Genomic DNA, 20888 nt, shown 5'->3' on the forward strand with positions numbered 1-20888 from the left:
CGCAGGCGGTTCACCCAAGGTCATAGTCGCCGGGCGCGTCGATCTCCGGCTGTGCGGGTCGATGCGCCACCCCCGCTGTGTGATTCAGCTCACCGAATGTCACGGTGCCCGCTCGCGCGGTGTCTGAATGCCGAGGTATTAGAGACGAAGGAGTTCCCGATGAACATCGCACTGTGGATCGCGACGGCACTGTTGGCCGCGCTCGCCCTCTTCGGCGGCATCACCAAGGCGTTCGTTCCGCGAGAGAAGCTCGCCGCGTCACCCGGCGGGGAATGGACCGCGACGGCCGGCGACGGCTTCGTCAAAGGTCTGGGCCTCCTGCAGATCCTGGCGGCGGCCGGTCTGATCCTGCCCGCCGTGCTCGACATCGCGCCGGTGCTGGTGCCGGTCACGGCGGTCTGCTGGGTCGGGCTCATGGTCGGCGCGATGATCACCCACGGCCGGCTCGGGCAGTCCAAGTTCGTCGTGCTGAACTCGGTATATCTCGCGGTCGCGGTGTTCATCGCGTGGGGCCGGTTCGCCCTCGAACCTTTCACGAGCTGACGGCCCGGATCGAACGCAGCCAACCACCGAGGAGAAGGGTCGAGAAGATGAGCGACCACGCGACCGAGGCTTTCGTCGCCCACCGCGACCTGTTGTTCACCGTCGCCTACGAGATGCTCGGCTCGTCCGCCGACGCCGAGGACGTGCTGCAGGAGACCTGGCTGCGCTGGGTGAAAGCCGACACCGAACAGGTGGACGACGAACGTGCCTATTTGGTCCGGATCACTACCCGGCAGTCGCTCAACCGGCTACGCACGATGAAGCGCCGCAGAGAGGCATACGTCGGCCCCTGGCTGCCCGAGCCGATGCTCACCGCACCCGACGTCGCCGAGCATGTCGAACTCGCCGAGAACATCTCGATGGCGATGATGCTCGTCCTCGAGACGCTCTCGCCCACCGAACGTGCTGTCTTCGTGTTGCGCGAGGTCTTCGACCTCGGCTACGAGGAGATCGCGGCCGCGGTCGGCAAGAACCCGCCGACCGTCCGCCAGATCGCGCACCGCGCCCGCCGCCACGTCGAGGCCCGCCGCCCGCGTTCGGTGGTATCGCCCAGCCAGACCCGCGCGTCGGTGGAGGCGTTCGGGCGCGCGCTCGAATCAGGGGATCCACAAGGCCTGCTCGACGTCCTCGCGCCGCATGTCGTCCTCATGAGCGACGGCGGCGGTATCAAGCGAGCCGCGCTGCACCCCGTCATCGGTGCGGAGAAGGTCGCCCGCTACATCACCGGCGGCACCGGCAAGGTCCAGGCCGAGCTCAGCTGCGAAACCATTCTGATCAACGGACACCCGGCACTGGCGCTGCGCCTGGACGGCGTGCTCGACGGCATCATGGCCTTCCACATCGAGGACGGCCACATCACCGGCCTCTACTTCGTCGGCAACCCGGAAAAGCTGACCCGCGTCGAGTCCGAGACGTCGCTCGCGTTGCGCTGAATATCAGCAGCGCCGTGGCGGCCGCCACGTGCTCACCGGCAGCGAGCAGTGCGGGTCGCTTCCGGTGGCGCGCTGGGAATCGCCCAGATCGCGCTGACGCGGTCGTCGCCGAGGGCTGGTGCCGGACCCGGCAATATCGGTAGGATAATTGGTATGGCAACGCGTAAGGTCACCCTTTCGCTGGACGAAGCCGCTTGGTCGTATGCCGAGCAGGCGGCCGCCCGCGCGGGAATGTCGCCGTCGGCTTGGATTTCGAAGGCCGCGCGACGGGAGGCCGTGCGCACCGGGGTCGGTCCGGTGTCGGATGTGACCGCCGAGGCCGCCGCGGACGCGGCCGAACTGGCGGCCGCTGAGGAGGCGATGCGTGCGTCGGGGTGAACTGTGGATCTACAACCCGCATGGTTCGCCGCGCCGCCGAACGGTCGTGCTCATCAGCAGTGACGGCATCAACGAATCGCCGCGCCCCTGGTTGATCGCGGCCGAGGTGCTCGAGGACGATCCGCAGGACATCCTCGCGGTTCCGGTGGAGGAACACGGCTGGGTGCATGCCGGGAACATCGGGCGCATCTTCCGCGGTTGGCTGGCCGAGCGGGTGGACGTGGTGGACACCGACACGCTGGAACGGCTCGACACCGCGTTGCGCGCGGCCATGGACCTCTGAGGCCTCCTGGGCAAAGACCGCGCACGACTACCGCTGAAGGCCGGACGGCATTATGGTGGCCACGCCACCGACAGTGGTCAGTCGAGGAAGAGGAGTCAGGTGCGGATCTGCATGATCGCCGCGGCGCTGATCGCGCTGCCGGTGCTCGCGGCATGCGGCAGCGACAAGGACACGGCGGCGCCCACGGTGACGCAGGCCGATCTCGCCAAGTCGTTGCAGGACAAGGGCCTCAAGAACAAGCAACTGGCCGAATGCGCGGCGAAAGTGTTCGTCGACCAGGGCATTTCGCAGGCCGGACTGCGGATCATGATCAGCGACGAGTACGACACCAAGTCTCCCAACCAGGAAACGCTGGGGATGAGCAAAGAGGACGCGGACAAGGCGCGCGCCGCCAGCGGTCGTATCGCGAGCGAGTGCATGTCGGCGGCTCAGACGCGCTGAGTTCCGGCCCGCCGGGGCGGTCGACGATTCGCGTAGCGAGGCGGTTGATCAGACCGTACGCTGTCGCTACGTCGACTCGGGTGTCGACCAGAAGCCGAGGATTCGACCGTGTCACAGCCGCCTTTTCCGACATCGCCGAACCCGGTGGGATCACCCGCGGCGCAACCGATCACCCCGTCGGGTCGCTGGTTCGCGCTGGGTGGCGCGCTGATCGGCGTCGGCATCATCGGCGGGATCATCCTCGGCGCTTTCGGCTTCCTGCAGACCTCGGGCCGGATCGATGACTTCCAGCGGGTCAAGGTGCCCGGCTCCGGGATGGTGAACTTGGCGGAGTCGGGCGGCTACACGGTGTATTTGGAGTACTCCGGAGCATCGTCGCGGGGCCCCTCCGGCACGGTCAACCTGCGGGTGCTCGATCCGGACGGCAAGCATGCGGAGTTGCGGAAGTACGACTCGGCAGTCACCTATTCCTTCGGCAGCCACGAGGGACGTGCCGGGTTCTCGTTCGATGCCGCGAAGCCGGGCGCCTATCGCGTGACCACGGCCGGGAGTTCCGAGGTGACGGTCGCCATCGGACAAGGGCTCGGCTCCTCGTTCGTCGGCACGCTGCTCGGTGCGCTCGCCCTGGGTTTCGGCGGCGTCGTGCTCGGTGTGCTCGTGATCGTGGTGGTGGCGGTCAAGCGAAGTGCGAGCAGGCGCAAGGTCGCCGCAGGAGGGTTCGCGGGGCGTCCGGCCGAATACTGAGCGCCCGCCGGAGCTTCGCTGATCACAGCGCGACAGTGAGCTCGATTCGCGCGGCCGATCCGGCTTCGAGCCCCTCGGCGACCCGCACCGCTTTCTTCATCGGCAAGACGTAGGTCGCGCGCGACTTGTCCGGAAACAGCGAAGTGGACCACCGGGAGCCGCCGACGACCACATGCACCCGCACGGCGCCGAATCCGCCCGAACGATGGGCGTACCGCTCCTCGATCTCGTCGGCCACGTCTGCGGGCAGCGACACGAAATGCCAAGCGGCATTCCCCTGGTGTTCCCACACTTCCGCCGTGAACGAGTACCGCGAACCAGCCACGTCGCGACTGTAGCGGCGGGTACCGACAGCGGCACCGCGTCGCCCGCGACAGCGCATGTGACTCGGCACCTGCGTCGTCACCGCGCTGTCCAACGCACGCGGACAAGTCGACCTGGCCGCGACCTCGCGCACCTGAGCGGTCGATCTCCCCGCTTCGGCGAGCATTTCGATCGCGCTGCGCGCAACCCGTGAGCGACCGCGCGGGGTGCGCGATGGTGGGCTGATGACGACCACCGAGGCGAAATCCACTACCGATTCCGAACTGGATGCGATCTTCGGCCCGATCTTCGACCGGATCGCCCAGGGCGCCGTGACGCGAGAAATCGATCGCACGCTTCCTTACGACGAGGTCGGACTGCTGCGCGCGGCGAAATTCGGCGCGCTGCGCGTTCCGGTCGAGTTCGGCGGCTACGGCGTCACCGTCCGGCAGCTGTTCCGGTTGCTCATCGAACTCGCCGCCGCGGAATCGAATCTGCCGCAAGCGCTGCGAGTGCACTTCTCGTTCGTCGAGGATCAACTCCTTGCGGAGCAAGGGTCCGAGCGGGAGCGGTGGCTGCGCGCGGTGGCCGAAGGCACGCTGGTGGGCAACGCGATCACCGAACCAGGTGTCGGCGCGGTGGACCGCTACCGCACCACGCTGACCGAGGACGGCGGGCGCTGGCTGCTCAATGGTGTCAAGTACTACAGCACGGGATCGCTGTACGCGGACTACATTCTGGCCGCCGCCGACCGGAACGGTGAGCGCGTCGGGGTGCTGGTGGACGCGAACGCCGAGGGAGTGCGTCAGCACGACGACTGGGACGGCTTCGGCCAGCGGCTGACGGCCAGTGGAACAACGGAATTCACCGATGTGGCGGTAAGCGAAGACCGGATCCTCGGCCCCGGCTACGGCGCGCCCGGACCGACCTACGCGACCTCCTACCTGCAACTGGTCCAGCTCGCGGTGCTTGCGGGCATCGCCAAGCGCGCCGAGCGCGATATCCGAGACTGGGTCGCGGCGCGTACCCGCGGCTACACACACTCCGCCGCCGACCTGCCGCGGCACGATCCGCTGGTGCAACAGGTGATCGGGCGGCTGTCGGCGGCCGCGTTCGCCGCCGAGGCCAGTGTGCTCGCCGTCGCCGACGTGCTCGACCACGTGCTGGCGGGCGGCGCGAAGGACGAGAGCGCGGTGGTGGCCGCCGAACTCGCGGCGGCCCGGGCCCAGCTCGCCGTCATCGATCTGGTGCTGCCCGCCACATCGCTGCTGTTCGAAGTGGGTGGCGCATCGGTCGTTTCCGAACAACTGCGGCTGGATCGGCACTGGCGTAACGCCCGCACCATCTCGGTGCACAACCCGGCGATTCAGAAGGCGCGGGCGATCGGCGATCACCTGCTCAACGGCGCCGATCTGCCGTTCGCCTGGAGCGCGGGCGAGCGTACACCGGCCGGAGGAGCCGCGCAGTGACGCGCCGGATCCGGTTCAACGCATTCGACATGAACTGCGTCGCCCACCAGTCCCCGGGGCTGTGGCGGCATCCCGACGACCAGTCGCACCGCTACAAGGAGCTGGGCTACTGGACGGAGCTGGCGAAGCTGCTCGAACGCGGCCGCTTCGACGGCATCTTCATCGCCGACGTCCTGGGTACCTACGACGTCTACGGCGGCAACGACATCGCCGCGCTGCGCCAAGGCGCGCAGATCCCGGTTGCCGACCCGCTGCTGCTGGTCTCCGCCATGGCGGCGGTGACCGAGCATCTCGGGTTCGGCATCACCACCGGCACCGGATTCGAGCACCCGTACCCGTTCGCGCGGCGGCTGTCCACGCTGGACCATCTCACCAACGGCAGGCTGGGCTGGAATGTGGTGACCGGCTACCTGCCTTCGGCCGCACGCAATTTCGGCGCGGCCGACCAGCTCGACCACGACGAGCGCTACAACCAGGCCGATGAATACCTCGAGGTGCTGTACAAGCTGTGGGAAGGCTCGTGGGAGGACGACGCGGTGGTCCGCGACGCGACCGCGGGCGTCTACGTGGACCCGGCCAAGGTGCACCACATCGGTCATCGCGGCACGCACTACACGGTGCCGGGCATCCACCTGTCGGAGCCGTCGCCGCAACGCACGCCGGTGATCTACCAGGCGGGCGCGTCTCCGCGCGGGGTGCGTTTCGCGGCCGAGAACGCCGAGGCCATCTTCATCGCCGGTCCGTCGAAACGAGTGCTCGCGCAGACGGTTTCCCGGATCAGGGACGCGCTTGCGGCGGCAGGCCGCGCCCGTGACGCCGCGCGCATCTACGCGCTCGCGACGATCATCACCGACGCGACCGACGAGGGGGCGCGGCGCAAGCACGAGGAGTACCTGTCCTACGCCAGTGTCGAGGGCGGCTTGGTGTTCATGTCCGGCTGGATGGGCATCGATCTGTCCCGCTACGACCTCGACGACCCGATCGGCCAAGTCGAAAGCAACGCGATTCAGTCGGCGGTGGCGGCGTTCCAGGAATTCGACGACGACGGGCGGGAATGGACCGTCCGCGACATCGGCAAGTGGGCCGGCATCGGCGGCATGGGCCCGGTCTTCGTCGGTTCCGGGGAGACGGTCGCCGACCTGCTCCAGGAATGGGCCGGCGAAACCGACCTGGACGGCTTCAACCTGGCCTACGCGATCACACCGGGAACGTTCGAAGACATCGTCCGGCACGTCGTCCCGGTACTGACCGCCCGAGGCGCGTACACGCCGGGCACGCTACGCAACGCACTGTTCGGCGCGGGTGATCGATTGCCCACGGAACATCGCGGCGCGAGCTACCGGCTGGGCGGCCTGGGATCGACAGCCTTGCCGGATACGGTCTCTCGGCCGGGACTGACGGTCGAGGCGAGCTCTTGATGGTGACGCAGTTATGGCGATGTGGCAGCCTTCGCCCGTACTCGAAGGCGGGCGCTCGGACCAGGGCCGGGACCCGCGAGGGATCGCTCAGTCGACGAGGTCGCTGGGATCGGTATTGGCTCCGCACAACACGACACCGATCCGTTCACCGTCGCGTGGCTGGTATGCCCGGGTAGCCAGTGCCGCCAAGCCGGTCGCCGAGCCGTGTTCGACGACGAGTCGATGCCGGTCCCACAGCTGCCGACGCGCCCGTACGATCGCATCGTCGTCGACGACCACCGAGCGCACGTCTGTGGATTCGGCCCAGGCCAGCGCGGCGGCGGAAACCCTCGGCGCGCCGAGAGAATCGGCCGCGATGGAATCCACGCTCACGTCGAGCACCGTGCCTGCGGCCAATGCGGCATTGAGCGCCCGGCTGCCATCTGGTTCCGCGCCGACCACTCTGATGCCGAAATAGTCCGCGACCGCGGTGATTCCGGAAAACATGCCGCCAGCGCCGACCGCGAGGACGATCGTGTCCAACCCGGCTACCGCGTCCATGAATTCGAGCAGAATGGTGCCCGCACCGGCCGAGGTCAGGTTGTCGTCGTAGCTGTAGGCGTCGATCGCACCTGTGCTCGTCATGAAATCGTGGGCGGATTCCCTTGCGTTGTCCTGCGCTTCGCCTGCCAACCGAACCTCAGCGCCCAACGCGCGCAGCCAGGCTACCTTGGCCCGGGGCGTCGAACCGGCAAGGAAAACGGTCGCCCGCACGCCGAAAATTTTTGCGGCCCAAGCAAATCCGATATCCGCATTAGCACCGGTGGCGGAGACGATACCGGCTGCCGGCATAGACCCGGTTTCGATCAGTCCTGCCATCAGGTTGGCCGCGCCGCGAGCCTTGAAAGAGCCGGTGTGCTGCAGGAATTCGAGTCCCAGGAAGATTTCGGCGCCGCCCGTCCCAGCCGACGGCCGGAGGGAACCGAGTGCCTGCTCGTCCTCCGATTGCCGACCCATCGGCGCGACGGTCAAGGGCCGGACGACACCGGCGATACGTTCGGCGGCCGCCTTGACCTCGTCATAGGTAGGACTGCGCATCCGACGGTTCTCCTCAACGATCACAGGTTTCCGTCGACGCCGCCACGTCCGGCAGAACCCGGCATGATCGCCTATGCCCTCATCTCAATACCGTCCGGTACTTTAATCGAAGCTTGCCGGGTCGGCACCGTGAGCTCGAACCGCCGACGCGCACCGCCCTCGGTCTCGATACCCGTCCGAGGGCGGCTTGCGGCCTTCACAAAGTCGCGGTGCTCGCACTCCACCGATCGAGCGCGGCATACGCGGGCCGCCACTGATCGCGGTACGCGGCACGCACCGGCTCCGGCAGCGGCGCGAGCAGCACTTGGACCGTCTGCTCGTCGGCACCGTCCAGCAGCCACGGAATCAGTTGCGGAGCCGCAGGACCGATACGGCTGCCATGCAACTGACCGAACGCTTGCCACTGCTCCGGTGTCACGACCGCCTGAATCAGCGGCAACGCCTCGCCCTCCTCGTGCTTCAGGTGCCCGGTCAACCCGGTCGCCAAGGCATCGAGCAGACCGCCGAGGCGTTCCGGCCCACCCTCGGGATCGGCGAAGGTCGCGTCGATCTGCTCGAGCAGCGGATCGATGACGGCGTGCTCGGCCTCCATGGCGTCCAGTAGTGCCAACTCGTCGGGTCGCTCGGCGAGCGTCTGCCGCATCACCGGCCACAGCGCGTCGTCCTCAGCGGTGTGATGCACCAGTAGGGATTTGGTGAACATTTGCCAACCTGCGGCGGTGGCGAGGATCTTGCGCGGATCGTCGTCGATCCGATCGGTGATTTCGGCGATGTATTCGAGTTCGCGCCGCAGCGCGTTGTGCATGGCGTACATCGTCGTCATGTCGAGGGTCATGGGTTTCTCCTGGTGGAACGGTATGGATCGGTTGCGCCGACGGGGTCGGCGCTCACGGACGCGCCGCTTCCGGCGGCGGTGCGGAGAGCAGGGCATGCAGGATGCCCCGCCCGATCCGCAAGGTCGACCGGATCGGGTCGGGGCTCGGATCGCGGCGCGCCGTCGGCCGCAGCGCCCAGGAAGCGGCCGCGAACCCGGCGAGCGCCGTTGCGGGCATGGCGAATTTGCGTGGATTGCCGTTCGCCAGGTGCGAGGCCGCGCCGCCGAGATAGACGGCGAGGGATCCGGCGTAGACCCACTCCTTGAGCCGCGGCATTCCCGGGGCCACCAGCACTGCGGCCATGGGCAGTTTGCAGATTCCTTGAATCGTCAAGAAATATCTGGGGTAGCCCAACTGATCGAAGGTTTCGACCGCGAACGGCTCCCGGGTCAGGTCCCACATGCCGCCTTTGAACATCTCGGCGGCAACCGGCAGGGTCGTCGCCCAATACGCGGCGGTCCGGATCCGGGAAACCGCATCTGATCGCGAGTTCTGTGAAGTCATCGTCATACTCCGCTCAGGCCCAGCTCGCGCCCGCGGGCTCCTTGATGCTGGTGTTGAGGCGATTGAAGAAGTTGGTCAGCGCAATCATGAGAATGACTGCGGAGAGCTGGTTTTCGTCGTAGTGATCGGCGATCTCGTCCCACACGGCGTCTGGCACGGCATCCTCGGACTTGTCGGCGATCCGGGTGGCGACCTCTGCCAGCAGCAGCGCCGCGCGCTCATCCGCACCGAACTCCGCCGATTCTCGCCACGCGGCGACGGCGAACAGCTTCTCGTCGCCGACCCCCGCCTTACGACCGCCCGCCAGGTGTGAGTGCACACAGGCGCTGCATCCATTGATCTGGCTGACCCGCAGCGCAACCAATTCCAGCAGTTCGGCGGAGACTCCGCCCTGGTAAGTGGCCTTGTAGAGGGTGTTGATTCCCTTCATCGCGTCAGGCAGGACCATGGCGGGGTTCTTCATGCGAGCATTCATGTCAGGTGTTCCTCTCGGGACGTTGATAATCCAAAATCAGTGGTGGCTGCGCGCCTGCTGGTCGAGCCAGTCGGCGAAGCTCGGACCGGACAGGACGGCATCCGGCCCGGGGAGCAGAGCGCCGCTCTCGTACAGGTCGCGGTCGGGGTTGGCCGGATCGCTGACCTCCTCGATCGACCTGTCGTCCCCACGTCGCGCGGTCACCAGCCGGGCCATCTCGGCCAGGTATTCGGCGCGCGGTCCGGCAATCTCCGGGAAGGGGCCTCCTTGGCGCGCCGACCATGCGCCGGTCGCGAATTCGGCCAGCTGTTCGGCGACCGCGCGTGCGGAGACCAGTTGGGTACGCATCTTCGGGAGGTAGATCACCGAACCTTGTGCACCCCAATGCATCATCTGTTCGACGAGCTCGTGGAACTGCGCGGCCCGCAGAATTCGCGTCGGCACCGGGCCCGCCAGCAGTGCCTGCTCGTGCACCAGCTTCGCGGCGTTGTATCCAGCGGTGGAGCCGTCGATGCCGATGATGGACACGGCCACGATCCGCCGCACTCCGGCCGCCTGCGCGGCCGCGTGCAGGTTGCGGGCCGAGGCGGTGAAGAAATCGGTGGCTGCCTGCTGTTCGAAGGACGGCGTGCTCGATGCATCGATCACTGCGGTCACGCCGTGGAACGCTTCGGCGAGTCCGGCACCGGTGACCACATCCACTCCGGTCGACCGCGCCATCGCCACGACCTTGTGCCCTGACTCGGTGAGCACGTCGACGACGTGGCGGCCGAGCCGTCCGGTGGCGCCCGCTACCGCGATCGCGCTGTCTTGCGTAGTCATTCCGTTTCCTTTGTGTCGTGGGCGTGGTCCGTATGCCGGACCAACGGCCAGTCGATGTCCACCCGCCCGGCCAGGACGAGGTAGTTGTCGAAGATCGCCAGCGCCACATGAGCGATGACGTCGACGAGTTCGGTAGGCGCCAGTTCCGCCTGGGCTGTGCAGAGTTCGTCGTCGGTGACTGCGCCGCGGCGGCGGATCAGCGCCGCCGCAAAGGCCAGGATCGCCGCGCATTTCGGGTCGTCGGCCGAGCCGAATCGGGCGTCGCTGAGCTCGCCCTCGGTCATCCCCGCGAGACGGCTGCCGAGGAAGCTGTGCGCCGAAAGGCAGTAGTCACACCCGTGCTCCTGGGCGACCAGCAGCCCGACGGCGGAACGTGCGAACGCCGGCATCTCGCTGCCGCCGAGCGCTTCGGTGAGGGCGACATACCCCCGCAGGGCGGCAGGGCTTTGCGCCATCACCTTCACGTTGTTCGGTGTGACGCCGAACAGCTGCTGGCTGACAGTGAAGAGGTGCCCGGCAGCGTCACCCGCGTTCTCCGGGTCTATCGGGGGCATTTGCGGCATGGGAACAGCGTGTTATGGCCCGTTGATACTTTTGCGATGCCTTCACGATGGGTGTTGTATGGAGCCGAGATGGGTGCGCGTTTTACGGTCCTCGGACCAATGAAGATCGTGGTCGACGGCTGCGAGTCGGCTGTGGCGCCAAGACATCGTGCGGTGTTCGCCTATCTCCTGGTCAATGTCGGAAGAGTCTGCAGCGCGGCCCGAATCATCGAGGCCATCTGGGGTGCGGATCCCCCGGACACTGCGCGCTCGCAGATCCACGCCGCGGTGACGGCGATCCGGAAGGTGTTGCGCGAAGCAAACGCGGCCCAGGTACTGCAGACCAGACCCGCCGGATACGTTGCGCTGCCGGGGCCGGGGCAGTTGGATCTCGCGGAATTCACCAGCCGGATCGGTGCAGGCCGATTGCTGGCCGCTTCCGAGCCCGAGGCCGCGGTGGCGGAACTGCGCGCGGCGCTGGCGCTGTGGCACGGCGAGGCGCTCGCCGATCTGAACGCTGACTACGTCGCGTCCGTGCGGCGCCGCCTGCAGGAGAAGCAGTTGGCGGCGTTCGAACAGTTGACCGAGGTAGAACTCGGGCTGGGCAGGCACGAGGCGGTGCTCGACGAGTTGGCAGCTATGGTGTCCGCGAACCCGCTGCGGGAGAAGCTGGCCGGTCAACTGATACTCGCACTGCATCGGGCGGGACGTCAGGTCGATGCGCTCGCCGCCGCACGATCGTTCCGGACGGCACTCGCGCAGGCGCAGGGGCTGGATCCGGGACGCGCCTTCGTCGCGCTGGAACAGGCGGTATTGCGGGACGACGTCGAACCGGCCACACATGTAACGGCACCGGCCGCACACACCGAACCTGTGCCGCGTAGTGCGAACTTCTTGCCATACGACATCCCGGATTTCGCCGGCCGAGACGCCGAACTCGGGCATCTCCTGGCACCACTCACCGGCACCGCGGGAACCATCGCCACGATCGACGGCATGGCGGGCATCGGCAAGACCGCGCTCGCCGTCCACACCGCGCACCGGGTAGCGGACCGATTCCCCGACGGTCAGCTGTTCATCGACCTCCAAGCGCACACGATCGACAGCCAACCGGTCGCGACAGATACGGCGCTCGAAATCCTGCTACGCCAGATCGGAATCCCCGCCGAACGTATTCCGCAGACCACCGCCGAGCGCGGTGCGCTGTGGCGGTCGGAACTAACTGGGCGGCGAGTGGTCGCGGTGCTGGACAACGCTGTGGATGCCGATCAAGTCCGGCCGTTGCTGCCCGGCGGGACGGACAGTCTCGTCCTGATAACCAGCAGGCGGCGGCTGGTCGACCTGGACGGTGCTCGGCCGCTGTCGGTCGAGCCACTGCCGGCACGCGATGCTGTCGACCTCTTCGAGCGAATCGTGGGCGAGCGCGCCACCGCCGAACCGCTCGCAGTGCTGGACGTGCTGCACCTGTGCGGGTTTCTGCCACTGGCGGTTCGGATCGCCGCCGCTCGACTACTGCACCGCCCACAGTGGACCGTCGGCTATCTGGCGGGGCGGCTGCGTGGCGAGCGGCGCAGACTCGCCGAATTGTCGACGGCCGAGCGGGGTGTCGTTGCCGCGTTCAACCTCTCCTATCGGCAGCTTCGCGCGGACGGGCAGCGGATGTTCCGGCTGCTCGGCCTGCACCCCGGGCGGGATATCGATCCCGTCGCCGCGGCGGCGCTCGCCGGTACCTCGGTGGACGACGCCGAAATGCTGTTGGAAGGCCTCCTCGACGTCCACGTGATAGCTCAATACGAGCCCGGCCGATACACCTTTCACGACTTGCTGCGTCAGCATGCCCGCGCCATGGTGTCGGTGGACGAATCCGACGATGCCCGTGCCGTCGCACTGTCACGGCTTTTCGATCACTACCTGCATACCGCGCGGGCGGCGGTGGATCTGCTGTTCCCCTACAGCGCCGGTCACCGCCAACCGCTGCCGCCCTCCGCGGCCCGGGTGACGCCGCTGGACGACGCCGAGGCCGCGGCCGAGTGGCTCGACGCCGAACGCGAAAATCTCGTCACCACTGCGGCCTATGCGTCCGAACACGGAACGCCCGCGCACGCCAGAGACACGGCGGAAACCCTGCGTCCCTATCTCGACGGCAACTCCCGCCACTCCGACGCCGCACGCTTGCACCAGGTGGCACTGCTGGCGAGTCGAGAGCTGGCCGATTCGATCGGCGAGGCCAGGGCATTGACCGACCTGGGCTGGGCCTGCTGGCGACAAGGCGATTACGAGCTGGCGACGACGCATTCGCGAGCGGCATTGCGGGTCGCCCGCCTCTCCGGCGATCGCTATCAAGAGGCCAGAGCGCTGAACACGCTCGGGAATGTCGCGTGGCGTAAACGGGACTACGACCAGGCCGGGCGATACCTGCGCGACGCGCTCGATCTCGCCAACCGCCTGGGCAACCGAGTCGGCGAGGCGCACGTGCTCGGCAACCTCGGCATGTTGCTCGGTGCCGACAACAATCAGTACCGCGACGCCCGCGAACATCTCGACCGCGCGCTGGCACTGCACCGCGAGGTGGGCAATAAGCGCGGCGAGGCGTTGGTCCTGAACTATCTGGGGTCGCTGTGCCGCCGCAACGACCTGCTGGACGAGGCCAGGCACAACCACTCTCGGGCTCGTGACCTGTATCGGATGCTGGGCAGTCGTGGTGACGAAGCGTCCGCCCTCAACGGACTCGGCGAGACAGACCGCACCGCAGGCGATCCGGGCACGGCGACCGAACAGCACGGCACCGCGCTGACATTGGCCGACGAGGTACTGAACCTACCCGAGCGGGCGCGCGCCAACGACGGGCTGGCTCGCGCGTATCGAGATCTCGGCGACGTCGGGCGAGCGCGCGAATACGCCGGCACCGCGATGAGCCTGTATGCGAATCTCGGCGTCCCGGAGGCCGAGGATATGCGCGTTTTCCTGGACATACTCCCCGACTCCGATTAGCCCGGAATCCCCAGTGGTCGAGGTGGGCCGGGTGCGCGGCCCGCAGTGGACCGCCGAGGTCCCGCTCGCTCCGGTGTGCGGACAACGCCAGGGAAGCGGTTCGGAGTCGGAGCCTTCGGGGCCCGGCGCCGTCCGGCTCTACGGCCGACGAATCAGATCGCCGCGAGAAATATCTCGGCTACCACTTCCAGCCCCGCACGATCGATGTCGTCGAACCGCCCAGGCCGCGGACTGTCGAGGTCGAATACCCCGATCAGCGCATCGTCGCGGACCAGCGGTACGACAATTTCCGAACGTGTATCGGCGTCGCACGCGATGTGCCCCTCGAATGCGTGCACGTCGGGCACGAGTTGAGTGGTTCTGGTTTGCGCCGCCGTGCCACAGACGCCTTTTCCCAGCGCGATGCGCACACACGCGGGTTTGCCCTGGAACGGGCCGACCACCAGTTCCCGACCGTCGTAGAAATAGAAACCCACCCAATTCACATCGGGTAGGGCGTGGAATACCAATGCGGCGAGATTGGCGGCGTTGGCGATGCGGTCGGTCTCGCCCGCGACCAGCGCTTCGGCTTGGGCGACGAGCTGGCGGTACTGCTCGGTGCGGTCTCCGGTCAGGCCGGCGACGACAAACGACATGGCCAGAATGGTACGCGCTGCGAATTCGCTGTCTGCTTATTGATTCTCGGTGATCGCAACACTCTGCGAGCACCGCGCGCCCATCGCATCATCCCTGCATGACTTCGCAGCAACCCGTATCCCGTTCCACTCGTTCGGCCGCGGTAATCGGCGCCGGACAGACCGGCGTCACTGCGGCGCTAGGACTTCTCGACGCCGGTTTCGACGTCACCCTTTACAGTGAGCGCGATCAGCGCGCATTACGCGACGACGTGCCCGCCACCGGCACCGCGCTGGAATTCGGCGAGACCCAGCAGGCCGAGGCCGCGCTCGGATTGGACAGCTACACCGCGCGGGCGCCCCGGCACACCGGCTTGAGCGTACGCATCGCCGGACCGGGCCCCGATCGTCCCGAATTGATCCAATTCGACGGCCATTTCGACGGATACGTCGGCGTGGCGGTGGACACCCGGCTCAAGGCCGACGAGCGGCTCACCGCGTTCCTGGAGCGCGGCGGCCGGTTCGCGGTCGAGCAAGTGACGCCGGAGACGCTCGACGGTATCGCCGCCGCCAACGACCTCACCCTGGTCGCGACCGGCCGCGGCGGGCTGTCGGACCTGTTCCCCGTCGACGCGCAGCGCACGCCCTACGACGCGCCGCAGCGGTCCTTGCTCACCGTCGTCGTCACCGGGATCGGCCACGACGAAGATGTTTTCGCGCATCGCAGCGTGGCGGGCGGCGCGCACAGCGGCTTCTCCATCCTCGCCGACCAAGGCGAGGGCTGGTGGGGCCCGTACCTGCACAAGGACGCGGGGCCGAGCTGGGCCTTCCTCGGCTGGGCGCGGCCCGGCAGTGACTGGGAGAAGCGATTCGCCGGGGCCGACTCCGCCGAGTCGGCGCACCGGATCGTGCAGGACCTCTACCGCGACTACATCGAGTGGGACCTGCCGGAGGTGCTGGCCACCGAGACCATCCCCGAGGATCCGCACTCGTGGCTGAAGGGCGCGGTGCGCCCGGTCGTGCGGTCGGGGGTCGGGCGCACCGCGGGGGGCCACGTGGTCGCCGCGCTGGGTGACACCGCCATCGCCTACGATCCGATCGCCGGGCAGGGCGCGCAGAGCGGCCTGATCCAGGCGCAGCGTCTGGTCGCGGCGGCCGCCGTGCACGAAGGACCGTTCGACGAGGCGTGGATCGCGCGGCAGTACGCCGCGTTCCTCGCCGCGCGCGCGGATGCGGCGAACAAGGTGACCAGGCTGTTCCTCAGCGATCCCGAACTGGCCGAGGTCGGCAACGCGTTCTTCGCCGCGGCGGCCGTCGACCCGGCGTTCGCTTCGGCGCTGGTCGGCCTGCTGCACCGGCCGCAGCCGTTCCTGCCGGTCGACTCGCCGGAAGCGGTCAACGAGTTCATCACGCGGGTCACCGGCGAGGACGCCGCCGCACTACTGGGCCGGTTCGCGCCCGCGGGCAAGTTCGCCAGGTCGAGCTACTCGCCCGCGCTCGCCGACGCCTGATCCGAATCGCGCAGATTCAAAACCTCGTCCCGACCGGGGGCCGGTGCTGGAGTGGAAGGAGCGCCGGACGCACGCGTGGCGTCCGGCCTCCGATCCGACGGCTACCCCCGATAACCATGGAGCAGCTATGACCACGGAGCAGATCGCCGAGCAGATCCGGTTCGCCTACTGGGTGCCCAACGTCAGCGGGGGACTGGTCACCAGCGATATCGAACAACGCACCAGCTGGGATTTCGAGTACAACAAGAAGCTCGCCCAGACAGCGGAGAACAACGGCTTCGATTACGCGCTGTCCCAGGTGCGCTACACCGCCTCCTACGGCGCGGAGTACCAGCACGAATCGACCTCGTTCAGTCTCGCGCTGCTCGGCGCGACCGAGCGGCTGAAGGTCATCGCGGCCGTGCATCCCGGGCTGTGGCATCCGGCGGTACTGGCCAAGTTCGGCGCCACCGCCGACCACTTGTCGAATGGCCGGTTCGCCATCAACGTCGTGTCCGGCTGGTTCGCCGGTGAATTCACCGCGCTCGGCGAGCCGTGGCTCGAGCACGACGAGCGCTACCGGCGCAGCGCCGAATTCCTCGAGGTGATCCGCAAGATCTGGACCGAGGACAACGTGAACTACGGCGGCGACTTCTACCGCATCCGGGACTTCACCCTGAAGCCGAAGCCGCTGAACACCCCGGAGCGGCCGAATCCCGAACTCTTCCAGGGCGGCAACTCGACCGCCGCACGGCGCAACGGCGGCCGCTACGCCGACTGGTACTTCTCCAACGGCAAGGACTTCGACGGCGTCACCGAGCAACTCGACGACCTGCGCGCCGTCGCCCGCGCCCACGACCGCGAGGTGAGATTCGGGCTCAACGGCTTCATCATCGCCCGTGATACCGAGCGGGAAGCTCGCGACACCCTGCGCGAGATCGTCGAGAAGGCGAACAAGCCCGCGGTGGAAGGCTTCCGCGACGCGGTGCAGCAGGCGGGCGCGTCCACCAAGGACCGCAAGGGCATGTGGGCCGATTCCACGTTCGAGGACCTGGTGCAGTACAACGACGGTTTCCGCACCCAGCTGATCGGCACGCCGGAGCAGGTGGCCGAGCGGATCGTCGCCTACAAGCAGCTCGGCGTCGACCTGATTCTCGGCGGCTTCCTGCACTTCCAGGAGGAGATCGAGTACTTCGGCGCGAAGGTGCTCCCGCTGGTGCGTGAGCTGGAAGCCGCGCAGCGGCCCGTCGCGGCGGTGAACTGATGACCGCGGTCGCCGCCGATCGCATCCTGTCGGCGGCACAAGCGTTCGCGGTCGCACAGCGGCTCGCGGCGGACTTCGCGCCGGGAGCCGCCGAACGCGACCGGGAGCGCGCGCTGCCGTACGCGGAGGTCGATCGGCTGGCGGCCAGCGGTCTGCTCGCGATCACCGTCCCCGCCGCGCACGGCGGCGCGGATCTGCCGCCCAGCGCGGTCGGGGAAGTGACGCGGATTCTCGCCACGGCCGACCCCAACATCGCGCAGATCCCGCACAGCCACTTCGTGTATGTGAACCTGCTCCGGCTCGCGGGTACGGCCCAGCAGCAGGAGCGGTACTTCGGGCGGGTGCTCGACGGCGGGCGCATCGCCAACGCGCAGTCCGAGCGCGGCGGCGCGACCGTCGCCGACATCGCAACCACCTTGCGGCCGGTCGATGATCGATTCCGGGTGGACGGCGCGAAGTACTACTGCACCGGCTCGCTGTTCGCCGATCTGTTCGCGGTGCTGACCCGGCTGGACGACCCGGAGGGGCGCAGCGGTCTCGAACCCGGGGAGTACATCGTCTACCTGCCCGCCAACACTCCCGGCGTGCGCGTCGTGGACGACTGGAACGGGATCGGGCAGCGCACCACCGGTAGCGGAACGGTGTCGTTCGACGGTGTGCTCGTCGATCGTGACCAGGTGATTCCCCGCTCCGGCGCGGTGCGCGCACCCACCGGCTATGGCGCGTTCGCCCAGTTGCTGCACGCCGCCATCGACACCGGCATCGCCCGAGGCGCCCTCACCGCGGCAACGGAATTCGTGCGCACGAAGAGTCGTCCGTGGTTCGAGGCGGGGGTGGCGAACGCGGTGGACGACCCCCTGTTGATCCAGCGCTTCGGTGAATTGTCCGTCGCGGTGACCGCCGCCGAGGCGACGCTCTCGTCGGCCGGATGGGCATTGGACGCGGCTATCCGGATCGATCCGAGCGCCGCGAACATCGCCCAGTCGTCGCTGGCCGTAGCGACCGCCAAGATACTCGCCGACCGCGCCGCCAACGACGTGTCCGCCGCACTGTTCGAGGTCGGCGGAACGCGCAGCGCGGCGGCGGATCTCAATCTGCACCACTTCTGGCGCAACGCGCGCACGCACACCCTGCACGATCCGGTGCGCTGGAAATACCAGCACATCGGCAGGGCCCTGCTGCACGACGCCGCGCCACCGCTCCACGGTGTGATCTGAAAGGAGACGAAATGGCAGTCACTGTCGTCGTCGGAAATCCGAAACCCGCCTCACGCACGCTCACCGCGGCCACCCTGGTCGCGAGGGGGCTGCGACCTGAGGTGGAGCCCACCGTGATCGACCTGGTCGAGTTCGGTCCCGCGCTGCTCAGCTGGGGTGACCCGGCCGTAGCCGAGGCGGTGCGCACCGTGGCGGGCTCGGAGCTCGTCGTCTTCGCCAGCCCCACCTTCAAGGCGACCTACACCGGTCTGCTCAAGCTGTTCCTCGAACAGTTCGAGGGCGGGACCGGCCTGGAAGGCGTGCTCGCGGTCCCGGTGATGCTCGGCGCGGGACCGGCCCACGCTCTCGCGCCCGACCTGCTGCTCAAGCCCGTGCTCGTCGAAATCGGGGCCACCGCCGCGTTGCCCGGGCTCTACCTGTCCGATCGCACATTCGCCGAGGACGGCGTCATCGACCGGTACAGTGGTCGGTGGCGTTCGGTCGCCCAGGCACTGGCCCACAGCTCGAAAGCTGCGAATCATGCATGACCTGTTCGAATTCCCCGCCGACGGAGCCGGTCTGCGTCGCGCCTTCGCCAACTTCCCCAGCGGCGTCGTCGCCGTGTGCGCCGAAATCGACGGAACCCCGCACGGTCTGGCGGTGAGCACGTTCGTGCCCGTCTCGCTCGATCCGCCCCTGGTCTCGTTCTGCGTGCAGAACTCGTCGGCCACCTGGCCCAAGCTCGCCGCCGCGAGCCACCTCGGTCTCAGCCTGCTCGGCACCGACCAGCAGGCCGCCGCCCGCTCGCTCGGCACCCGCGACGGCGATCGCTTCCGCGATATCCAGCTTCACCGCGGTTCCGGCGACGCCGTGTTCATCGATGGCGCGTCCGCCTGGATCGAGGGCGTCCAGGAAGCGCACGTCCCGGCAGGCGACCACGCGGTGGTCATCCTCCGCATCCACCGCATCGCCACCCGCACCGACGTGGACCCGCTCGTTTTCCACGGCAGCAAGTTCCGCCGACTGCACGCGGAATCGGCGAACGGGGCGGCCTGAGGGGCTGGTTCACTCGCCAGAACGCGGTGGGGTCCGTCCGGTCGTGCAGGGGACGCGACGGCGTCCTTGCAAGACCTGACATCAAGCTGCGTGACGCAAGTCGCCGGTCGAAGCGACCGGACGACCTCTCACGGCCCATGGTTGGGCTGTACCGGCGGCGCTGTGGGAGACTCAGGCGTCTCCTACGGAAAGGTCCGGCTATGTCGCTCGGGATGGTTCTCGGTGATTTCCCGCGCACTTCGTCGCGGGCGTAAACAGGCGACCTGATGGCCCCTGTGCGATAGCAGCACAGGCGATTTCGCGTCTCCGCGTCGAGGTGCTCTTCGTGCCCTTTGCACGTTCGTACACGAGGAGTACGCGGTGTCCACCGTTTCCTGGACCGAGGACAACACCTGCCCGAGCGCCCGTTGGCATTCCGAGAATGGCGCGCCACCACCCGATTCCCTCGTGGTGGTGAACGACTGGACGACTGCCGAAGCGGCTTGCCGAATGGCGCGAGCGGGGACCGGCCTGCTGTGGCGCGGTGATTTCCACAATGCGCGGCAGTTGCTGCGGGCGATGGGTCGGCGGGTCGAGCGGAAGGTTTCGCTGGGCGACGATCCGGCCGAGGCGTTCCGCCGGTATCGCGCGTCTCGTCGGCGGCGCGCGGAAGTGCTCGGCAAGTTGCTCGTGCTGCTGGAAGACGACTATTCGCTGGCGTTGCGTCGCGCTCCCGATGCGCGGCGCGCCTGCACCGAAGCGTACGGCGCGGCGCGGGGGCGTACGGTGGTCGCGCTCACCGAGTTGCTCGGCGTGCTGGGGGCGGCGCAGTGGCGAGAGAAGGGTGTGTACGTGCCCGCGCTCGGCGACCGCATTCATCCGCACTACGGTGTGTTCTCCCCGGTCCGGGGCGAGTACGTCGATCTGGTCGCAGCCGCGCCGCTACCCGCGCGGACCGAGACAGCCTTCGATCTCGGCACGGGCACCGGCGTGCTCGCCGCCGTTCTGGCCCGCCGCGGTTGCACTCGAATCACAGCCACCGACAAGAGTTCCCGTGCGCTGACCTGTGCCCGCGCCAACCTCGACCGACTGGGCCTGTCATCCATCGCCGTGCAAGGCCCGGCTCTCTTCCCGGACGGCAAGGCCGACCTGGTGGTGTGCAATCCCCCCTGGCTCCCCGCCGCACCTACCTCGATCCTGGAAAGCGGCGTATACGACGAGAACTCGTCCATGCTGTATACCTTCCTCTCCGGCCTCCGCGCCCACTTGCGCCCCGGCGGCGAAGGCTGGCTGATCCTCTCCGACCTCCCCGAACACTTAGGCCTGCGCCCCCACGACGAACTCCTCGACCGCATCACAACCGCAGGCCTCCACATCACCGCCCAACTGACGACCCGCCCCACCCACCACCGAGCCCACAACCCCACCTCTCCACTCCACCACGCCCGCACCCGCGAAACGACTTCCCTCTACCGCCTGGGACCTCGTTGAG

Annotated in this window: 23 protein-coding genes; 15 read left to right on the plus strand and 8 right to left on the minus strand. The window is 67.9% G+C overall.

What is annotated here, in order from left to right; all coding sequences use genetic code 11:
• Positions 1-159: 159 nt before the first annotated feature.
• The 6 genes from ABZW96_RS04800 to ABZW96_RS04825 all read left to right on the plus strand — a co-directional run bounded on the left by ABZW96_RS04800 (position 160) and on the right by ABZW96_RS04825 (position 3321).
• Positions 160-543, plus strand: coding sequence for a DoxX family protein (locus ABZW96_RS04800; RefSeq protein WP_355071393.1), 384 nt, complete (start codon positions 160-162; stop codon positions 541-543).
• Positions 544-590: 47 nt separating this feature from the next.
• Positions 591-1475 carry an RNA polymerase sigma-70 factor gene (locus ABZW96_RS04805; protein WP_355071394.1) on the plus strand — a complete coding sequence of 295 codons (885 nt, stop codon included), beginning with the start codon at positions 591-593 and terminating at the stop codon, positions 1473-1475.
• A gap of 153 nt (positions 1476-1628) precedes the next feature.
• Positions 1629-1853, plus strand: a complete 225-nt coding sequence (locus ABZW96_RS04810; RefSeq protein WP_063016531.1) for a hypothetical protein — start codon at positions 1629-1631, stop codon at positions 1851-1853.
• Positions 1840-2136 (plus strand): hypothetical protein, encoded by a 297-nt coding sequence (locus ABZW96_RS04815; RefSeq protein WP_355071396.1) that lies wholly within the window; start codon positions 1840-1842, stop codon positions 2134-2136. The genes ABZW96_RS04810 and ABZW96_RS04815 overlap by 14 nt, the downstream gene beginning before the upstream one ends.
• Before the next feature lie 111 nt (positions 2137-2247).
• Positions 2248-2577 (plus strand): hypothetical protein, encoded by a 330-nt coding sequence (locus ABZW96_RS04820; protein WP_245562771.1) that lies wholly within the window; start codon positions 2248-2250, stop codon positions 2575-2577.
• A 108-nt stretch (positions 2578-2685) separates the two neighbouring features.
• Positions 2686-3321: a hypothetical protein gene (locus ABZW96_RS04825; protein ID WP_355071398.1), complete on the plus strand. Its 636-nt coding sequence runs from the start codon at positions 2686-2688 to the stop codon at positions 3319-3321.
• 22 nt (positions 3322-3343) lie between these two features.
• On the opposite strand, the gene ABZW96_RS04830 is transcribed toward ABZW96_RS04825, so the two are convergent.
• On the minus strand, positions 3344-3646 hold the full coding sequence (locus ABZW96_RS04830; RefSeq protein ID WP_355071400.1) for a DUF1905 domain-containing protein: 303 nt from the start codon (positions 3644-3646) through the stop codon (positions 3344-3346).
• A 223-nt stretch (positions 3647-3869) separates the two neighbouring features.
• Here ABZW96_RS04830 and ABZW96_RS04835 point away from each other — a divergent pair, with 223 nt between their 5' ends.
• Entirely contained in the window at positions 3870-5093 is a 1224-nt protein-coding gene (locus tag ABZW96_RS04835) for an acyl-CoA dehydrogenase family protein (RefSeq protein WP_355071402.1), read from the plus strand.
• Positions 5090-6511, plus strand: coding sequence for an LLM class flavin-dependent oxidoreductase (locus ABZW96_RS04840; RefSeq protein ID WP_355071404.1), 1422 nt, complete (start codon positions 5090-5092; stop codon positions 6509-6511). The genes ABZW96_RS04835 and ABZW96_RS04840 overlap by 4 nt, the downstream gene beginning before the upstream one ends.
• 87 nt (positions 6512-6598) lie before the next feature.
• On the opposite strand, the gene ABZW96_RS04845 is transcribed toward ABZW96_RS04840, so the two are convergent.
• The 6 genes from ABZW96_RS04845 to ABZW96_RS04870 all read right to left on the minus strand — a co-directional run bounded on the left by ABZW96_RS04845 (position 6599) and on the right by ABZW96_RS04870 (position 10827).
• Positions 6599-7588, minus strand: coding sequence for a pyridoxal-phosphate dependent enzyme (locus ABZW96_RS04845; RefSeq protein WP_355071406.1), 990 nt, complete (start codon positions 7586-7588; stop codon positions 6599-6601).
• A 196-nt stretch (positions 7589-7784) separates the two neighbouring features.
• On the minus strand, positions 7785-8423 hold the full coding sequence (locus ABZW96_RS04850; protein ID WP_355071408.1) for a hemerythrin domain-containing protein: 639 nt from the start codon (positions 8421-8423) through the stop codon (positions 7785-7787).
• A gap of 52 nt (positions 8424-8475) precedes the next feature.
• Positions 8476-8967, minus strand: coding sequence for a DoxX family protein (locus tag ABZW96_RS04855; RefSeq protein WP_355071410.1), 492 nt, complete (start codon positions 8965-8967; stop codon positions 8476-8478).
• Positions 8968-8980: 13 nt separating this feature from the next.
• Positions 8981-9442 (minus strand): carboxymuconolactone decarboxylase family protein, encoded by a 462-nt coding sequence (locus tag ABZW96_RS04860; protein ID WP_355071412.1) that lies wholly within the window; start codon positions 9440-9442, stop codon positions 8981-8983.
• A gap of 36 nt (positions 9443-9478) precedes the next feature.
• Positions 9479-10264, minus strand: a complete 786-nt coding sequence (locus tag ABZW96_RS04865; protein WP_355071414.1) for an NAD(P)H-binding protein — start codon at positions 10262-10264, stop codon at positions 9479-9481.
• A complete protein-coding gene (locus ABZW96_RS04870) occupies positions 10261-10827 on the minus strand; it encodes a carboxymuconolactone decarboxylase family protein (protein WP_355071416.1) in 567 nt (188 codons plus the stop codon). The genes ABZW96_RS04865 and ABZW96_RS04870 overlap by 4 nt, the downstream gene beginning before the upstream one ends.
• A gap of 99 nt (positions 10828-10926) precedes the next feature.
• Here ABZW96_RS04870 and ABZW96_RS04875 point away from each other — a divergent pair, with 99 nt between their 5' ends.
• Positions 10927-13797 (plus strand): BTAD domain-containing putative transcriptional regulator, encoded by a 2871-nt coding sequence (locus tag ABZW96_RS04875; protein WP_355071418.1) that lies wholly within the window; start codon positions 10927-10929, stop codon positions 13795-13797.
• Between the two features lie 152 nt (positions 13798-13949).
• Here ABZW96_RS04875 and ABZW96_RS04880 read toward each other — a convergent pair whose 3' ends face one another.
• Positions 13950-14432, minus strand: coding sequence for a GAF domain-containing protein (locus ABZW96_RS04880; RefSeq protein WP_355071419.1), 483 nt, complete (start codon positions 14430-14432; stop codon positions 13950-13952).
• 98 nt (positions 14433-14530) lie between these two features.
• Here ABZW96_RS04880 and ABZW96_RS04885 point away from each other — a divergent pair, with 98 nt between their 5' ends.
• The 6 genes from ABZW96_RS04885 to ABZW96_RS04910 all read left to right on the plus strand — a co-directional run bounded on the left by ABZW96_RS04885 (position 14531) and on the right by ABZW96_RS04910 (position 20887).
• On the plus strand, positions 14531-15922 hold the full coding sequence (locus tag ABZW96_RS04885; protein ID WP_355071420.1) for a styrene monooxygenase/indole monooxygenase family protein: 1392 nt from the start codon (positions 14531-14533) through the stop codon (positions 15920-15922).
• Positions 15923-16049: 127 nt separating this feature from the next.
• Positions 16050-17165 carry a dimethylsulfone monooxygenase SfnG gene (sfnG, locus tag ABZW96_RS04890; RefSeq protein ID WP_355071422.1) on the plus strand — a complete coding sequence of 372 codons (1116 nt, stop codon included), beginning with the start codon at positions 16050-16052 and terminating at the stop codon, positions 17163-17165.
• A complete protein-coding gene (locus tag ABZW96_RS04895; RefSeq protein ID WP_355071424.1) occupies positions 17165-18382 on the plus strand; it encodes an SfnB family sulfur acquisition oxidoreductase in 1218 nt (405 codons plus the stop codon). Before sfnG ends, ABZW96_RS04895 begins: the two co-directional genes overlap by 1 nt.
• A gap of 11 nt (positions 18383-18393) precedes the next feature.
• Positions 18394-18909: an NAD(P)H-dependent oxidoreductase gene (locus tag ABZW96_RS04900; protein ID WP_355071426.1), complete on the plus strand. Its 516-nt coding sequence runs from the start codon at positions 18394-18396 to the stop codon at positions 18907-18909.
• Entirely contained in the window at positions 18902-19417 is a 516-nt protein-coding gene (locus tag ABZW96_RS04905) for a flavin reductase family protein (RefSeq protein ID WP_355071427.1), read from the plus strand. Before ABZW96_RS04900 ends, ABZW96_RS04905 begins: the two co-directional genes overlap by 8 nt.
• 360 nt (positions 19418-19777) lie before the next feature.
• Positions 19778-20887, plus strand: a complete 1110-nt coding sequence (locus tag ABZW96_RS04910; RefSeq protein ID WP_355071429.1) for a class I SAM-dependent methyltransferase — start codon at positions 19778-19780, stop codon at positions 20885-20887.
• The last annotated feature ends 1 nt before the right edge of the window (position 20888 follow it).

The sequence above is a fragment of the Nocardia sp. NPDC004168 genome (genome assembly GCF_040610355.1).
Lineage (GTDB): Bacteria > Actinomycetota > Actinomycetes > Mycobacteriales > Mycobacteriaceae > Nocardia > Nocardia sichangensis.

Excerpts from the sequence above, each read along its gene's own strand:
- ABZW96_RS04800 (WP_355071393.1), top strand. The coding sequence starts at position 160 with ATGAACATCGCACTGTGGATCGCGACGGCACTGTTGGCCGCGCTCGCC.
- ABZW96_RS04805 (WP_355071394.1), top strand. The coding sequence starts at position 591 with ATGAGCGACCACGCGACCGAGGCTTTCGTCGCCCACCGCGACCTGTTG.
- ABZW96_RS04810 (WP_063016531.1), top strand. The coding sequence starts at position 1,629 with ATGGCAACGCGTAAGGTCACCCTTTCGCTGGACGAAGCCGCTTGGTCG.
- ABZW96_RS04820 (WP_245562771.1), top strand. The coding sequence starts at position 2,248 with ATGATCGCCGCGGCGCTGATCGCGCTGCCGGTGCTCGCGGCATGCGGC.
- ABZW96_RS04835 (WP_355071402.1), top strand. The coding sequence starts at position 3,870 with ATGACGACCACCGAGGCGAAATCCACTACCGATTCCGAACTGGATGCG.
- ABZW96_RS04845 (WP_355071406.1), bottom strand. The coding sequence starts at position 7,588 with ATGCGCAGTCCTACCTATGACGAGGTCAAGGCGGCCGCCGAACGTATC.
- ABZW96_RS04850 (WP_355071408.1), bottom strand. The coding sequence starts at position 8,423 with ATGACCCTCGACATGACGACGATGTACGCCATGCACAACGCGCTGCGG.
- ABZW96_RS04855 (WP_355071410.1), bottom strand. The coding sequence starts at position 8,967 with ATGACTTCACAGAACTCGCGATCAGATGCGGTTTCCCGGATCCGGACC.
- ABZW96_RS04860 (WP_355071412.1), bottom strand. The coding sequence starts at position 9,442 with ATGAATGCTCGCATGAAGAACCCCGCCATGGTCCTGCCTGACGCGATG.
- ABZW96_RS04865 (WP_355071414.1), bottom strand. The coding sequence starts at position 10,264 with ATGACTACGCAAGACAGCGCGATCGCGGTAGCGGGCGCCACCGGACGG.
- ABZW96_RS04870 (WP_355071416.1), bottom strand. The coding sequence starts at position 10,827 with ATGCCGCAAATGCCCCCGATAGACCCGGAGAACGCGGGTGACGCTGCC.
- ABZW96_RS04875 (WP_355071418.1), top strand. The coding sequence starts at position 10,927 with ATGAAGATCGTGGTCGACGGCTGCGAGTCGGCTGTGGCGCCAAGACAT.
- ABZW96_RS04880 (WP_355071419.1), bottom strand. The coding sequence starts at position 14,432 with ATGTCGTTTGTCGTCGCCGGCCTGACCGGAGACCGCACCGAGCAGTAC.
- ABZW96_RS04885 (WP_355071420.1), top strand. The coding sequence starts at position 14,531 with ATGACTTCGCAGCAACCCGTATCCCGTTCCACTCGTTCGGCCGCGGTA.
- sfnG (WP_355071422.1), top strand. The coding sequence starts at position 16,050 with ATGACCACGGAGCAGATCGCCGAGCAGATCCGGTTCGCCTACTGGGTG.
- ABZW96_RS04895 (WP_355071424.1), top strand. The coding sequence starts at position 17,165 with ATGACCGCGGTCGCCGCCGATCGCATCCTGTCGGCGGCACAAGCGTTC.
- ABZW96_RS04900 (WP_355071426.1), top strand. The coding sequence starts at position 18,394 with ATGGCAGTCACTGTCGTCGTCGGAAATCCGAAACCCGCCTCACGCACG.
- ABZW96_RS04905 (WP_355071427.1), top strand. The coding sequence starts at position 18,902 with ATGCATGACCTGTTCGAATTCCCCGCCGACGGAGCCGGTCTGCGTCGC.